A 13,575-nucleotide genomic window follows, 5' to 3' on the forward strand; every position below is an offset into this window, starting at 1 on the left:
GACTGTCACTTGTAGTTTCGTGTCTGCAACGGCACCGCCGTGAACGTGAGTGGCTCACGGTGACGTATCTGCTCACCGCTCGGCGTCGTTTCCCACGCCGATGCGAACGTCCAGTGTTCGTCGTCGCGTAGGGCCTCGCCCTGCGCGGTCTGGTGTTCGACGCGGAAGTGGGCGCCACACGATTCGTCGCGGTCGAGGGCGTCGAGGCACATCACCTCGGCGAGTTCCATGAAGTCGGCAACGCGGCCGGCGCGTTCGAGTTCCTGGTTGAACTGCGCGCCGCTTCCGACGACCCGCACGTCCGACCAGAATTCGTCCCGCAGTTCGCGGACCTCGCCGAGCGCGGCGGTCAACGACTCCGCGCTGCGCATGACCCCGCATCCGCGATAGAGGATCTCGCCGAGTCTGCGGTGGAAGCGGTCGGGTCCGGTGGTGCCGTCGACGGCGATCAGACGGGAGATGCGGTCGCGCACCGATGTCACGGCCTCCCCGACAGCCTCGTGATCAAGCGGCAGTGGTGCCTCACCGAGGAGCGGCGCAAGGTAATTCGGTACCGAATAGGGGAGCGTGAACCAGCCGTCGACACAGGCCGACAACAGGGAGTTCGCGCCGAGACGATTGGCGCCGTGATAGCCCCAGCCGACCTCCCCGCCGACGAACAGTCCGGGGATCGAGGACATCTGGTCGAAATCCGACCACAACCCGCCCATGGTGAAGTGCGCTGCAGGCGCGATGCGCATCGGAACCCGGTACGGGTCTTCGCCGGTCGCGTCGTGGTACATCGAGAAGAGGTTGCCGTAGCGCTCGGCGATCGTCGCTCTGCCGAGGCGGGCGAGGGCGTCGGCGAAATCGAGGTAGACGCTGTTGTGTAGCGGTCCGACGCCATGCCCGCTGTTGATCTCGGTGACAGCTGCCCGCGACGCGACGTCGCGCGGGGTGAGGTTGCCGTAGGCGGGGTAGCGACGTTCGAGGTAGTAGTCGCGCTCGGCCTCGGGAATGTCACCGGGAGCGCGGTCGTCGTGTTCCTTCTTCGGCACCCAGATACGGCCGTCGTTGCGCAGGGATTCACTCATGAGCGTCGTCTTGGACTGCCACTCGGCACTGACCGGCAGCGCGGTCGGGTGGAACTGGATGAACGACGGCGAGGCCAGGAGCGCTCCGCGACGATGCGCCCGCCACGACGCCGTCGCGTTGCAGTTGCGCGCGAGCGTCGACTGGAAGTACACGGTCCCGTAGCCGCCCGTGGCGAGGACGACGGCGTGTGCGGTCTCCGCGGTGATCTCCCCGGTGATCAGATCGCGGACCACAACGCCCTGCGCCCGACCGTCGGCGACGATGAGGTCGAGCATCTCCTGCCGCGTGTGCAGCGTGACGGTCCCGGCGGAAACCTGGCGCAGCAAGGCCTGCGACGCCGCGACCTGCAACTGTTGGCCCGTCTGGCCGCGCGTGTAGTAGGTGCGCGAGACCTGTACGCCGCCGAAGCTGCGGGTGGCCAGCGACCCGCCGTACTCGCGGGCGAACGGGGCACCGATCGCGTTGAGATGGTCGATGACGCGCACCGACTCCTCTGCGAGACGGAAGGCGTCAGCCTCGCGGCCACGGAAGTCGCCGCCTTTGACGGTGTCGACGACGAAGCGGTGCAGCGAATCGTTGTCGACCTTGCGTGCCCGCGCGGCGTTGATGCCGCCCTGCGCGGCGACGCTGTGTGCCCGGCGCGGGGCGTCGTGGAAGGTGTAGGACGACACGTTGTAGCCGAGCTCACCGAGCGCCGCGGCGCACCCGGCGCCGGCCAGTCCGGTACCGACCACGATCACGGTGAACTTGCGCCGGTTGAGTGGTCCGACGAGTTTGTAGGCGTCGCGCCGACGCTGCCAGGCCGTCGCGGGATCGCCGTCGGGGACACCGGAGGCGAGGTCGGTGCCGATACTGCGCAGGACGTCGATGTCGGGGGACGCGACGCGTCCAGCGGACTCGGCCGGCTTCACGTCGGGTGTTGTGGTGTCGGGTGCCGTGTGTGTCACGTCAGCTCACCAGACCCGCGAGGACCGCGATCGGAATCGAGATGTTGCCGATCATGACCGCACCGGCGACCACGAGCGCGATGACCGCACCGACCTGTCGTGTGCGGTGGCCCGTGGCACCGAGATCGTTGACCACACTCCACAGGCCGTGGACGAGATGAATGCCGAGCAGCACCATCACAAGGATGTAGAAGGTCGCCACCGGCCAGCGCTGCAGACTCTCGACGAGATTGTGATAGGCGTGCGAGCTGTTCTCTGTCGTCCTCACGAAGTGGTCACTGGCCGCAGGCCTCGTTCCGGTCGTCAGGTCGAGGATGTGGAAGACGATGAAGACGAGCAGCACCAGCCCGGTGTAGGGCATCAGCGTCGCGGGCAGTCGTTTGATGCTCATGCCGGTGCGCCGAAAGCGGCCCTTCGCCTTGTGGGAACGCCCGATCAGGACAGTCGACGCACCTACGTGAAGCACGAGACACGCAACCAGGACCGCACGGAAGATCCAGAGCATTCCCTCGTAGGGGAGTAGTGGTTCGAGGAGCGTGCGCAGCCAGTGCGCGTAGTCGTCGAAGTGGGTGGCGCCGGTGTACACCTTGAGGTTGCCGATCATGTGCACCAGCACGAACAGCGCGAACACCGTCCCCGTCAGAGCCATCGTGACCTTGAGGGCGACGTTGCTCGGACGCGGGCGACGTGCTGTCGGCATCGGTGTGACCGCTCGGGGTGTGCCGACCGTCGTCGGCTTGTCCGGACGTGGAGGATTGAGCGTGCTCATGGGTAGACCTAGTCGTAGGCCCGGGGCTGGCAGGCCGAATGTCGGGGTCCCTGACGCCGAGCGTATGAGGTTGCGACGCACACTGCTCGGCGACGTGGCGATCGTTGCGTAACCGGGATTGGATGATCTCGTTCCGACCGCGTGCAAGCGCAATTTGAATCTCGCCCCCGACCTGGTGCATACTTGTCGGGTTGCCTTGACCGGTGGACGTGGTTTTCTGCGGCCCCGATCGGGTGAATGACTCCCAAGGTTCCCGATCCAACGGACCGAGGGCGTGTAACGCGTGCGCCGAATCCGGTTCACGGCCTCGACACGCCCGACCGCGGGTGCCGGAGCAAAACGGTTCGTACCAGCGACGAGCCAACGTACAACGACAGATGAACAGCGTCGATCCCCGACTCTCACGCGGAGATCTATGTGCCCGCCGACCCGTGTCGGCCCCAGGTGCGCGGTGTTTGTCTGTCGAGAACAACTGACGGAAGAGGACACAGCGTGGCGGGACAGAAGATCCGCATCAGGCTCAAGGCCTACGACCACGAGGCGATCGACGCTTCGGCGCGCAAGATCGTGGAGACCGTGACCCGTACGGGTGCACGCGTCGTCGGCCCGGTGCCGTTGCCCACCGAAAAGAACGTGTACTGCGTCATCCGCTCGCCGCACAAGTACAAGGACAGCCGCGAGCACTTCGAGATGCGCACTCACAAGCGACTCATCGACATCCTCGACCCGACGCCGAAGACCGTCGACGCGCTGATGCGCATCGACCTTCCGGCGAGCGTCGACGTCAACATCCAGTAGGCGGGGGGCGAAGAGAATCATGAGCAATCAGAAAGCGACCAAGGGTATTCTGGGCACCAAGCTCGGCATGACCCAGGTCTTCGACGAGAACAACCGTGTCGTTCCGGTCACCGTCATCCAGGCGGGCCCGAACGTCATCACCCAGCTCCGTAGCGAGGACCGCGATGGCTACACCGCGGTGCAGCTCGCCTACGGTGCGATCGACCCCCGCAAGGTGACCAAGCCGGTCGCGGGCCAGTTCGCGAAGGCAGGCGTCACGCCGCGTCGCCACCTTGCAGAGATCCGCGTCTCCGACACCAGCGAGTTCGAGGTCGGTCAGGAACTGACCGCCGAGATCTTCGCCGACGGTGCGCTGGTCGACGTCACCGGCACCTCCAAGGGCAAGGGATTCGCAGGCGTCATGAAGCGCCACGGATTCGCAGGCCTGGGTGCCAGCCACGGCGCGCACCGCGTGCACCGTGCCCCCGGCTCGATCGGTGGCTGTGCCACCCCGGGTCGTGTCTTCAAGGGCATGCGTATGGCCGGTCGCATGGGTAACGACACCGTGACCACGCAGAACCTCACCGTCCACAAGGTGGACGCCGAGGCCGGTCTGCTGTTGATCAAGGGCGCCATCCCCGGCCGCAAGGGCGGAATCGTGGTCGTCCGTGACGCTGTGAAGGGTGGTGCGACCAAGTGAGCACCGAAACCACAACGAAGTTGACGCTGGACGTCAAGACCGCTGACGGCGAGACCAACGGAACCGTTGACCTGCCCGCCGAGATCTTCGACGCGCCCGCGAACATCGCGCTGATGCACCAGGTCGTCGTGGCCCAGCAGGCCGCTGCACGCCAGGGCACACACGCAACCAAGACCCGTGGACAGGTCAGCGGTGGCGGCGCCAAGCCGTACCGCCAGAAGGGCACCGGTCGCGCCCGCCAGGGTTCGACCCGCGCACCGCAGTTCACCGGTGGTGGCACCGTGCACGGCCCGCAGCCGCGCGACTACACCCAGCGCACCCCCAAGAAGATGAAGGCTGCCGCACTGCGCGGCGCGCTGAGCGATCGCGCTCGCAACGAGCGCATCCACGTCATCACCGAGCTCGTCGCAGGCCAGGCGCCGTCGACCAAGAGCGCTCGGCAGTTCCTCGAGGCACTCAGCGACCGACGGAAGTTCCTCGTCGTGCTCGGCCGTGAGGACCTGACCGCGTGGAAGAGCGTTGCGAACCTGCAGAACGTTCTGCCGATCGCTCCCGACCAGCTCAACACCTACGACGTCCTCGAGTCGGACGAAGTGGTGTTCAGCGTCGAGACGCTCAACGCGTTCATCGCACAGAACACGTCGACGGCCGCGTCCGTCGCGACTGAGACAGAGGAGGCCTGAGCATGGCTACGCAGGCTGACCCGCGTGACATCATCCTGGCGCCGGTGATCTCGGAGAAGTCCTACGGACTCATCGAGGACAACGTCTACACCTTCCTGGTGCACCCGGACTCGAACAAGACACAGATCAAGATCGCCGTCGAGCAGATCTTCGATGTGACCGTCTCGAACGTCAACACCGCGAACCGCCAGGGCAAGCGTAAGCGCACCCGCTTCGGCTACGGCCAGCGCAAGTCCACCAAGCGCGCGATCGTCACGTTGACCGCTGACAGCAAGCCCATCGAGATCTTCGGAGGACCGGTCGGCTGACCGGGACTCCAGAGAAGGACTGAGAACTCATGGCTATTCGTAAGTACAAGCCGACGACCCCGGGTCGTCGCGGATCGAGCGGCGCAGATTTCGCCGAGGTCACCCGCGATCACCCCGAGAAGTCGCTGGTTCGTCCGCTGCACGGTCGCGGTGGACGTAACGCACACGGCCGGATCACCACCCGGCACAAGGGCGGCGGTCACAAGCGCGCATACCGCTTGATCGACTTCCGTCGCAACGACAAGGACGGCGTCAACGCCAAGGTCGCTCACATCGAGTACGACCCGAACCGCACCGCACGTATCGCGCTGCTCCACTACGTGGACGGCGAGAAGCGCTACATCATCGCACCCCGCGGTCTGTCGCAGGGCGACGTGGTGGAGAGCGGTCCCGCCGCCGACATCAAGCCCGGCAACAACCTGCCGCTGCGCAACATCCCGACCGGTACCCAGGTGCACGCCGTCGAGCTGCGCCCCGGTGGCGGCGCGAAGATGGCCCGCAGCGCGGGCGCGTCGATCCAGCTCCTCGGCAAGGAGGGCGCATACGCGACCCTGCGTATGCCGTCCGGTGAGATCCGTCGCGTCGACGTGCGCTGCCGCGCAACCGTCGGCGAGGTCGGCAACGCCGAGCAGAGCAACATCAACTGGGGCAAGGCCGGCCGTATGCGCTGGAAGGGCAAGCGCCCGACCGTCCGCGGTGTCGTGATGAACCCGGTCGACCACCCGCACGGTGGCGGCGAGGGCAAGACCTCCGGTGGTCGCCACCCGGTCAGCCCGTGGGGTCAGCCCGAGGGCCGTACCCGTAAGAACAAGGCCAGCGACAAGCTGATCGTCCGGCGCCGTCGCACCGGCAAGAACAAGCGATAAGCAGGGAGGAGTTAGAGAATGCCACGCAGCCTCAAGAAGGGCCCGTTCGTCGACGACCACCTGCTCGCCAAGGTGGACACGCAGAACGAAAAAGGCACCAAGCAGGTCATCAAGACCTGGTCGCGCCGTTCGACCATCATTCCCGACTTCATCGGTCATACCTTCGCCGTCCACGACGGTCGTAAGCATGTCCCGGTGTTCGTCTCGGACAACATGGTCGGGCACAAGCTGGGCGAGTTCGCCCCCACCCGTACCTTCAAGGGTCACATCAAGGATGACCGGAAAGCGAAGCGCCGGTAATGACTACGCAGACCGATAATCCCACCGCGAAGGCGACCGCCAAGTTCGTTCGCGTGACGCCGATGAAGGCCCGTCGTGTACTCGACCTGGTCCGCGGCAAGAACGTCGACGAGGCGCTCGACATCCTGCGGTTCGCACCGCAGTCGGCGTCGGAACCCGTCTACAAGGTTCTCGCCAGCGCTGTCGCGAACGCCGAGAACAACCTGGATCTGGATCGCCGGACCCTGGTCGTGGCGACCGCGTTCGCCGACGAGGGCCCGACGCTCAAGCGGTTCCAGCCGCGTGCTCAGGGTCGCGCGTTCCGAATCCGCAAGCGCACCAGCCACATCACTGTTGTGGTCGAGAGCCTTCCCGAGAAGGCATCGTCCGCACGCGGCCGGTCGCGTCAGCCGAAGAAGAAGGGAGCCTGACAGTGGGCCAGAAAATCAACCCGCACGGCTTCCGTCTGGGCATCACCACCGACTGGAGTTCGCGGTGGTACGCCGACAAGCAGTACGCGGAGTACGTGAAAGAAGATGTCGCCATCCGCAAGCTCCTCTCGACGGGGCTCGAGCGCGCAGGCATCGCCAAGGTGGAGATCGAGCGCACGCGTGACCGCGTCCGCGTCGACATCCACACGGCTCGTCCCGGCATCGTCATCGGCCGCCGTGGCGCCGAGGCCGACCGCATCCGCGGTGACCTGGAGAAGCTGACCGGTAAGCAGGTCCAGCTGAACATCCTCGAGGTCAAGAACCCGGAGTCGGAGGCACAGCTCGTCGCCCAGGGCGTCGCCGAGCAGTTGAGCAACCGCGTGGCGTTCCGTCGCGCGATGCGCAAGGCGATCCAGTCGGCGATGCGTCAGCCGAACGTGAAGGGCATCCGGGTCCAGTGCTCGGGTCGCCTCGGCGGAGCAGAAATGAGCCGCAGTGAGTTCTACCGCGAGGGTCGCGTGCCGCTGCACACGCTGCGCGCCGACATCGACTACGGACTCTACGAAGCCAAGACGACCTTCGGCCGCATCGGCGTGAAGGTCTGGATCTACAAGGGTGATATCGTCGGTGGCAAGCGTGAGCTGTCCGCAGCCGCGCCGGCAGCCGAGGATCGTCGTCCGCGTCGTCCCAGCCGTCCTCGCCGCAGCGGTGCCTCGGGCACCACGGCCACCAGCACCGACGCAGGTCGGGCAGCGGAGGCTCCTGCCGAGGCAACTGCTGGCGCCGGCGCCGGAGCAGAAAAGCAGGAGGGCTGAGGCATGTTGATCCCTCGTCGGGTCAAGCACCGCAAGCAGCATCACCCGAGCCTCAAGGGCCAGGCCAAGGGCGGCACAAAGGTGACGTTCGGTGACTACGGCATCCAGGCTCTGGAGAGCGCCTACATCACCAACCGTCAGATCGAGTCCGCTCGTATCGCCATCAACCGGCACATCAAGCGTGGCGGCAAGGTGTGGATCAACATCTTCCCCGACCGTCCGCTGACCAAGAAGCCCGCCGAGACCCGCATGGGTTCCGGTAAGGGTTCGCCCGAGTGGTGGGTCGCCCCGGTCAAGCCGGGTCGCGTGCTGTTCGAGATGACCTACCCGGATGAGCAGACCGCTCGCGAGGCACTGCGCCGCGCGCAGCACAAGCTGCCCATCAAGACCCGGATCGTGACCAGAGAGGAGCAGTTCTGATGGCACTCGGAGTTGCAGCGGCCGAGCTTCGTGAGCTCACCGACACCGACCTGGTCGACCGGCTCAAAGAGTCGAAGGAAGAGCTGTTCAACCTTCGGTTCCAGATGGCCACCGGCCAGCTCGACAACAACCGTCGTCTGCGGACCGTGCGTCGCGAGATCGCGCGCATCTACACCGTGATGCGCGAGCGTGAGCTGGGTCTGGCGTCGGGACCGGATGGTGATGACGCATGAGTGAGGACCAGAAGGTGACCGAAACCCAGACGCAAGAGCGTAACCGTCGCAAGGAGCGCATCGGTTACGTCGTCAGCGACAAGATGCAGAAGACCATCGTGGTCGAGCTGGAAGATCGTACGCGCCACCCGCTGTACGGCAAGATCATCCGCACCACGAGCAAGGTCAAGGCCCACGACGAGAAGGGCGATGCCGGCGTCGGCGACCGCGTGCGGATCATGGAGACCCGCCCGCTGTCCGCGACCAAGCACTGGCGTCTCGTCGAGGTGCTGGAGAAGGCCAAGTAAGAGCCGTCTCCGCCAGACAACGACTGTGGCCCGTCCCCTTTGAGGGGGCGGGCCACAGTCGTTTGTGTTGGGGTGCTTTCGCTGTTCGGTGCGGGTGTCCGATGGCATCAGCCGGCCATGCGACGGTTGACGATGTGTCGAATGGTGCCGGGACCGGCTGCATGCGTCGTGATCGTGTCGAGGCCGTCGGCGTTGGTGAGGTGCCGCAGTCGCGCGTACTGGCCACCGGACTCGCCGAGCGGGGATGAGCCCGTTAGCCACTCGACAGGAACGCTTCGTCAGAAACGACTCGACCCGCCCGACTACGGAAAGCCAGGCGGGTCGGTGACCGGTGCGCCGCTACTCACCCGGAGAGGTGGCCGGTGAGCTGCTCGACCGTCGTGGTGAGCGGTCGTCCACCCCCGCTCACACTTCAAATATAAGAACTGGCCTGGGTGTCGGACAGGGACTTTGGGCCCGACTTGGCCGACGGAACGCTACGTGGTGACGCTCTGGATCCAGTTGATGTCGTCGGGCGTGACCTTGCGCGACTTCGCCGCGTAGTCGGAGTGCTCCTGCAGGAAGTGTCGCACCATCGGGCAGACGGGAACGATCAGCTTGCCCGCGGCGATCGAGTCGTCGAGTGCCTCCTGGACGAGGATCGTCGCGAGCCCGCGTCCGCCGAAATCCGGCCCGACCTCCGTGTGGTAGAAAACCCGCTCTGCGTTCCCGTCATGATCACGATCGCGATAAGCGGTCAGGCCGGCGACACGGCCGTCGACGCTGATCTGGTAGCGATTGTCGTCCGGAAGGTGGGTGACGTTGGTTTCGGCTCCGGTCTTGTCGGTGGTCATGGGTCTCCTTGAATCGGTGGTGATGAGTCCATCGGTCAGCCGACAGTGTGTGGCGAACGAGTTCCCGGGTTCCCTTTCGCACAATAGTCTTCAGTCGTGAGACGGATCGGAAGCTCGTTCCCGCGGTGGCGAGTCCGCGATGCGCCGCACCTGATGACGCGTCTCCTCGGTGTGTCGTCGGTAATCCGACGCGGAGAATGTTACGAAATGGTCAGGCAAACCGATGTATGAGTGAATTGTGCACTTCGATATCGGTGATCGTCGTCTGGAGACAACGGCCATCGAAGATATGGTGGTGCGGTCGGGACGAGGTGGTTTCCGAACGTGGCCGCTCGGCACACGTGGGCAGATCTGCCGCTGTTCTCAGCGCTAGCTTTCCGAAGAAAGGCATCTGATGCATGACGTCTCGATCGACGCACAGAGACGTTGGCGTGTCGATGAGGTCGGGTATGCGTCCGCGGCGCAGACTTCTTTGCCACCGGAGCGGTCGACGCTGTCTTTCGACGATGCGGATTCCGACCCTGCCGGCGAATTGTTGCGTCGGTGGCGCGAGGAACGCGTTGCCACGAGCTCCATAAACGGGAACGGTGCGGCTTCGGCCGTGAATGGGTTTGTCGGCGATTCCCTGCGACAGGGCAGCCGACCCGAGGTCGGGTCGGTGTCCGGAGGCGCCGGCTCGATCGCCCGGCAAGCGACCACGCCCGTCGGCCGCCACGCCGCCGTCGACGGCGAGAGTCCTGCCGTTGGTCCGTTGGGCGGGCGCGGACCGGGGAAGCCGATCGGTGACGTCGAGAATCTGGTGCCGGCATCGTGGCGGGAGCACAGCACATCCGACTCAGATTCGTGGACGCCCCGACAGCGGGGTCCTGCGGTCTCGCCGGACGAGGTCGCCGACACCGCTCGACCAAGCGCTGCGCCGGAGTCGTCGTCGGCGGATCCCGCCACGGCGATCCCCGCGCGCGATCTGGCGATCGAAGCACGCAATCTGCGCAAGCAGTTCGGCGACACGGCGGCTGTGTCGGATGTGAGTTTCGAGGTCGCCAGCGGCAGCATCGTCGCGCTGCTCGGCCCCAACGGAGCGGGCAAGACGACCACCGTCAACATGCTCTGCACATTGCTCAAACCCGACGGCGGGCACGCTCAGGTCGCGGGGCATGACGTCTCGACGGACCCAGCCGCCGTGCGGAGATCGATCATGCTGACCGGGCAGTTCGCCGCGCTCGACGAGTCCCTCTCGGGGCGAGAGAATCTCATCCTGTTCGGCAGGCTGTTGGGATTGTCGAAGTCAGCGGCCAAACAGCGGGCAAACGAGCTGCTCGAGATGTTCTCGTTGTCCGACGCCGCGAAGAAGCGAGTGGGGCAGTATTCGGGCGGAATGCGTCGACGGATCGACATCGCGTGTGGTCTCGTCGGTTCGCCGAAGGTCGTCTTCCTCGACGAACCGACCACCGGTCTGGATCCCCGTAGTCGTTCGGACGTCTGGACTCTCGTGGAACAGTTACGCGACAACGGGGTGTCCGTCCTGCTCACGACCCAGTACCTCGAAGAGGCGGACATGCTCGCCGACCGCATCGTCGTGATCGACAAGGGAACCGTGATCGCCGACGGCACGGCGGACCAGCTCAAGGCCGCGATCGGTAAATCGTACTGCGAGGTCACACCTGCCCGGGCCACGGACGTCGATCGCCTGCGAGTGGCGCTGCGCGACCTCATGGATGCGGACGCGAGCACCGAGTCGTCGATGGTCTCCATTCCTGCCCCGGACGGCCCGCAGACGCTCGTCGAGGTCCTACGCAGAGCCGAGGCCGCCGATATCGCATTGTCCGACGTCGCGATGCGCCGTCCGTCGCTGGACGAGGTGTTCCTCGTACTGACCGATCCCGATCGTGACCACCCCTCGGGAGACAGTGCGGTACAACAACGATGACAACCGACGTGCGGGCACAACCCCGGCTGCGGGTCTCCTCGGCGCTGGCCGATGGTGCTCACCCGAAGGCGCTTCAGCAATGGTGGGCGTTGACGACACGCGGGCTGGCGAAGGTCGTGCGTAACGGCGAGATCATCCTCGCCTTCCTGTCTCCCATCTTCCTTGCCGTCTGCTTCTACCTGCCGTTGCGCAAAGTGATGGACTCGCTGCCCGGCGTCAATTACGGGCAGTTCTTGATGCCGATCATCTTGTTGCAGGCGGTCAGCTTCGCGGTGTCGGCCGCCGCGATGCGGGCCTCGCTCGACGCGACTCAGGGCATCAACACCCGATTTCGCGTGCTGCCCATGAGGGCATGGATCCCCATGCTGGCTCGCACCGCCACCAACGTGGTGCTGTTGGGTATCGCCATTGGATTCGGTTGCCTTGCGGCGCTCGTCATCGGGTGGAGGCCAGGCGGGGGAGTCCTCGGGACAATCGGGGTGATCGGGTTCGTCGCGCTCGTCGGCGTACTTCTGTCGATGGTGGCAGACGGAATCGGTCTGGTCGCCGGTTCGCCTGAGGCGACGAGCCAGGCCCTCATGTTGCCGACGCTCATACTCGGAATGCTCTCGACGGGATTCGTCCCCGAATCGCGGTTTCCCGAGTGGATCCGACCGTTCGCGCGCAATCAACCGATCTCGCAGTTCGTCGACGTGATGCGTGTCCTCGACTCGCCCGACACGGTCAGATGGGCGACAGTCGGTCCGAGTATCTGGTGGTGCCTGGCCCTGGCAGTCGCCGCCGTCGTGCTCCTTTTCGTCGGAAGCAGGAGGGTGCGGACGTGAGCCGGGAATCAGGCGCACTCGTCGCGACGTCGGCACAAGCCGTTGCGCCTCTGCCGGAACGGTCCTTTGCCGCATGGCTCAGGCAGAGTCGTACTCTCTCGGGTCGGCAGTTGTTGGTGACCGTGCGAGATGTCCCCACACTTCTGCAATCGCTGATCGTGCCCGGTTTGACGCTTGTCATGTTCAACGTGGTGCTCGGTGATTCGCTGGCCGCTGTGACCGGCGAGGACAGTATCTACGGAACCGTCCCGATGGTCATACTGGTCGGCGCCATGTTCGGTTCGATCGCGTCAGCGGTGCGGCTCAACCAAGAGCGTTCCACCGGGCTGCTGGCACGGCTGTACGTGTTGCCGATCAACCGGGCGGCCGACCTGACCTCGCGCGTCGTCTCGGAGCTCGTGCGTGTCGCCGCGGTCACCATCGTTCTGCTTGCGGTCGGCATGGTCATGGGCTTCCGGTTGCAGCAGGGTGTGGGCGCCGCGCTGGGGCTCTTCGCGGTCGCGCTGGCCTACGGCGCCGCTTTCGCGACGTTTGTGCTGGCCCTGGCCGTCAACACTCCTTCAGGGGCACCGCTCGTGCCGATGATCGGACTCGTATCGAGTCTGATGATGTTCTTCAATTCGGGCTTCTCGCCGGTCGAGGCCTATCCGAACTGGTTGCAACCGGTGGTGCGGTACCAGCCGATGACCCCTGCGGTCGATTTGATGCGGTCGCTCACCGTCGGTGGTCCGATCGCGCACAACCTCACGATCGTCTCGATCTGGACCGTTGCGGTCCTAGGGCTTGCGATCTACCCCGCGCTGCGTGGCTACTCGAAGGCCGCGACGGCACGATGACATCTTCGCAATCCGTTGTGCGTCTCAGGGGACGCATGTAACGCAGAGCGTGGGGCCGACGATGAATCAGGTGTGCTGCGGATCACAGGTCTGCGGTGCGCGGATCGACGAGGCTGCGTGACCACGACGCGAGTCTTCGTCGACAGGGATCGGCCCTTCGGCGCTCGCCAGGTCGTGGATCGCCGGATCGGCGATGTCGGTCAACTGGACGACGCCGTATACCGATCGGCCCTGCCAGGTGTGTCGGACGGTGTGTGAACCCGGCACGCATTGTCCAATTGCTATCGATCAGGAAACCGCTCTCCAACCAGTGTGTTTACGTACTGGTAAACCGCTGTGGTCGGAATTGTCGGGCATGTGAGAGGTGCACGTCCGCCCTCGGAAAGCTCACTGTATGTTTGGATTTGGCTGATTTTTGAGGAATACGCCGATACACGTCTGTTGGAGCCGAATCTCAATGATCGGCTTCGTGTAACAGTCTTGCATCCGATTTCTATAGTCCCAGAGGTGACCGTTACGAATGCGTTGGACTTGTTCGGTTCCACAATTACCTCTCGGTAGTGTGG

Annotated in this window: 19 protein-coding genes; 15 read left to right on the forward strand and 4 right to left on the reverse strand. The window is 65.1% G+C overall.

Going from position 1 to position 13,575, the window contains the following annotated elements:
* Positions 1-5: 5 nt before the first annotated feature.
* A complete protein-coding gene (locus GOOTI_RS01000) occupies positions 6-1,985 on the reverse strand; it encodes a fumarate reductase/succinate dehydrogenase flavoprotein subunit (protein WP_039993042.1) in 1,980 nt (659 codons plus the stop codon).
* A gap of 37 nt (positions 1,986-2,022) precedes the next feature.
* Positions 2,023-2,790 carry a succinate dehydrogenase cytochrome b subunit gene (locus GOOTI_RS01005; RefSeq protein ID WP_007236690.1) on the reverse strand — a complete coding sequence of 256 codons (768 nt, stop codon included), beginning with the start codon at positions 2,788-2,790 and terminating at the stop codon, positions 2,023-2,025.
* Positions 2,791-3,282: 492 nt separating this feature from the next.
* Between GOOTI_RS01005 and rpsJ the strand changes: the two genes are divergently transcribed.
* From rpsJ to GOOTI_RS25940, 12 genes are all read left to right on the forward strand, one after another.
* Entirely contained in the window at positions 3,283-3,588 is a 306-nt protein-coding gene (gene rpsJ, locus GOOTI_RS01010) for a 30S ribosomal protein S10 (RefSeq protein ID WP_003938093.1), read from the forward strand.
* 19 nt (positions 3,589-3,607) lie between these two features.
* Entirely contained in the window at positions 3,608-4,267 is a 660-nt protein-coding gene (gene rplC / locus GOOTI_RS01015) for a 50S ribosomal protein L3 (protein ID WP_007236691.1), read from the forward strand.
* Positions 4,264-4,950, forward strand: a complete 687-nt coding sequence (gene rplD / locus GOOTI_RS01020; protein WP_007236692.1) for a 50S ribosomal protein L4 — start codon at positions 4,264-4,266, stop codon at positions 4,948-4,950. The genes rplC and rplD overlap by 4 nt, the downstream gene beginning before the upstream one ends.
* A 2-nt stretch (positions 4,951-4,952) precedes the next feature.
* Entirely contained in the window at positions 4,953-5,258 is a 306-nt protein-coding gene (gene rplW, locus GOOTI_RS01025) for a 50S ribosomal protein L23 (protein WP_005170305.1), read from the forward strand.
* 29 nt (positions 5,259-5,287) lie between these two features.
* Positions 5,288-6,124, forward strand: a complete 837-nt coding sequence (gene rplB, locus GOOTI_RS01030) for a 50S ribosomal protein L2 (protein ID WP_007236693.1) — start codon at positions 5,288-5,290, stop codon at positions 6,122-6,124.
* Between the two features lie 18 nt (positions 6,125-6,142).
* Positions 6,143-6,424, forward strand: a complete 282-nt coding sequence (gene rpsS / locus GOOTI_RS01035) for a 30S ribosomal protein S19 (protein WP_005203946.1) — start codon at positions 6,143-6,145, stop codon at positions 6,422-6,424.
* Entirely contained in the window at positions 6,424-6,834 is a 411-nt protein-coding gene (gene rplV / locus GOOTI_RS01040; protein WP_005170314.1) for a 50S ribosomal protein L22, read from the forward strand. Before rpsS ends, rplV begins: the two co-directional genes overlap by 1 nt.
* A 2-nt stretch (positions 6,835-6,836) precedes the next feature.
* The gene (rpsC, locus tag GOOTI_RS01045) at positions 6,837-7,649 is read left to right on the forward strand and encodes a 30S ribosomal protein S3 (RefSeq protein WP_005170317.1); all 813 of its coding nucleotides are present in this window, start codon (positions 6,837-6,839) and stop codon (positions 7,647-7,649) included.
* 3 nt (positions 7,650-7,652) lie between these two features.
* Positions 7,653-8,069: a 50S ribosomal protein L16 gene (gene rplP, locus GOOTI_RS01050; RefSeq protein ID WP_007236694.1), complete on the forward strand. Its 417-nt coding sequence runs from the start codon at positions 7,653-7,655 to the stop codon at positions 8,067-8,069.
* Entirely contained in the window at positions 8,069-8,302 is a 234-nt protein-coding gene (gene rpmC, locus GOOTI_RS01055; protein WP_005170321.1) for a 50S ribosomal protein L29, read from the forward strand. The genes rplP and rpmC overlap by 1 nt, the downstream gene beginning before the upstream one ends.
* On the forward strand, positions 8,299-8,589 hold the full coding sequence (gene rpsQ / locus GOOTI_RS01060; RefSeq protein WP_005170322.1) for a 30S ribosomal protein S17: 291 nt from the start codon (positions 8,299-8,301) through the stop codon (positions 8,587-8,589). Before rpmC ends, rpsQ begins: the two co-directional genes overlap by 4 nt.
* A 101-nt stretch (positions 8,590-8,690) precedes the next feature.
* Positions 8,691-8,837, forward strand: coding sequence for a hypothetical protein (locus tag GOOTI_RS25940; RefSeq protein ID WP_169315776.1), 147 nt, complete (start codon positions 8,691-8,693; stop codon positions 8,835-8,837).
* A 228-nt stretch (positions 8,838-9,065) separates the two neighbouring features.
* Here the strand turns inward: GOOTI_RS25940 and GOOTI_RS01065 are convergent, their stop codons facing one another.
* Positions 9,066-9,422 carry a GNAT family N-acetyltransferase gene (locus GOOTI_RS01065; protein WP_007236695.1) on the reverse strand — a complete coding sequence of 119 codons (357 nt, stop codon included), beginning with the start codon at positions 9,420-9,422 and terminating at the stop codon, positions 9,066-9,068.
* Positions 9,423-10,080: 658 nt separating this feature from the next.
* Here GOOTI_RS01065 and GOOTI_RS01070 point away from each other — a divergent pair.
* Genes GOOTI_RS01070 through GOOTI_RS01080 form a run of 3 tightly spaced genes read left to right on the forward strand, consistent with a single transcriptional unit; the run spans position 10,081 to position 13,009 of the window.
* Complete coding sequence (locus GOOTI_RS01070; protein ID WP_233425387.1) at positions 10,081-11,349, forward strand: ATP-binding cassette domain-containing protein; 1,269 nt, start codon at positions 10,081-10,083, stop codon at positions 11,347-11,349.
* Positions 11,346-12,173 (forward strand): ABC transporter permease, encoded by an 828-nt coding sequence (locus GOOTI_RS01075; protein WP_007236697.1) that lies wholly within the window; start codon positions 11,346-11,348, stop codon positions 12,171-12,173. The genes GOOTI_RS01070 and GOOTI_RS01075 overlap by 4 nt, the downstream gene beginning before the upstream one ends.
* Positions 12,170-13,009, forward strand: coding sequence for an ABC transporter permease (locus GOOTI_RS01080; RefSeq protein ID WP_007236698.1), 840 nt, complete (start codon positions 12,170-12,172; stop codon positions 13,007-13,009). Before GOOTI_RS01075 ends, GOOTI_RS01080 begins: the two co-directional genes overlap by 4 nt.
* A 66-nt stretch (positions 13,010-13,075) precedes the next feature.
* Here the strand turns inward: GOOTI_RS01080 and GOOTI_RS01085 are convergent, their stop codons facing one another.
* Positions 13,076-13,276 (reverse strand): hypothetical protein, encoded by a 201-nt coding sequence (locus GOOTI_RS01085; protein WP_039993013.1) that lies wholly within the window; start codon positions 13,274-13,276, stop codon positions 13,076-13,078.
* Positions 13,277-13,575: the final 299 nt, after the last annotated feature.

It is taken from the genome of Gordonia otitidis NBRC 100426, from assembly GCF_000248075.1.
Classification (GTDB): domain Bacteria; phylum Actinomycetota; class Actinomycetes; order Mycobacteriales; family Mycobacteriaceae; genus Gordonia; species Gordonia otitidis.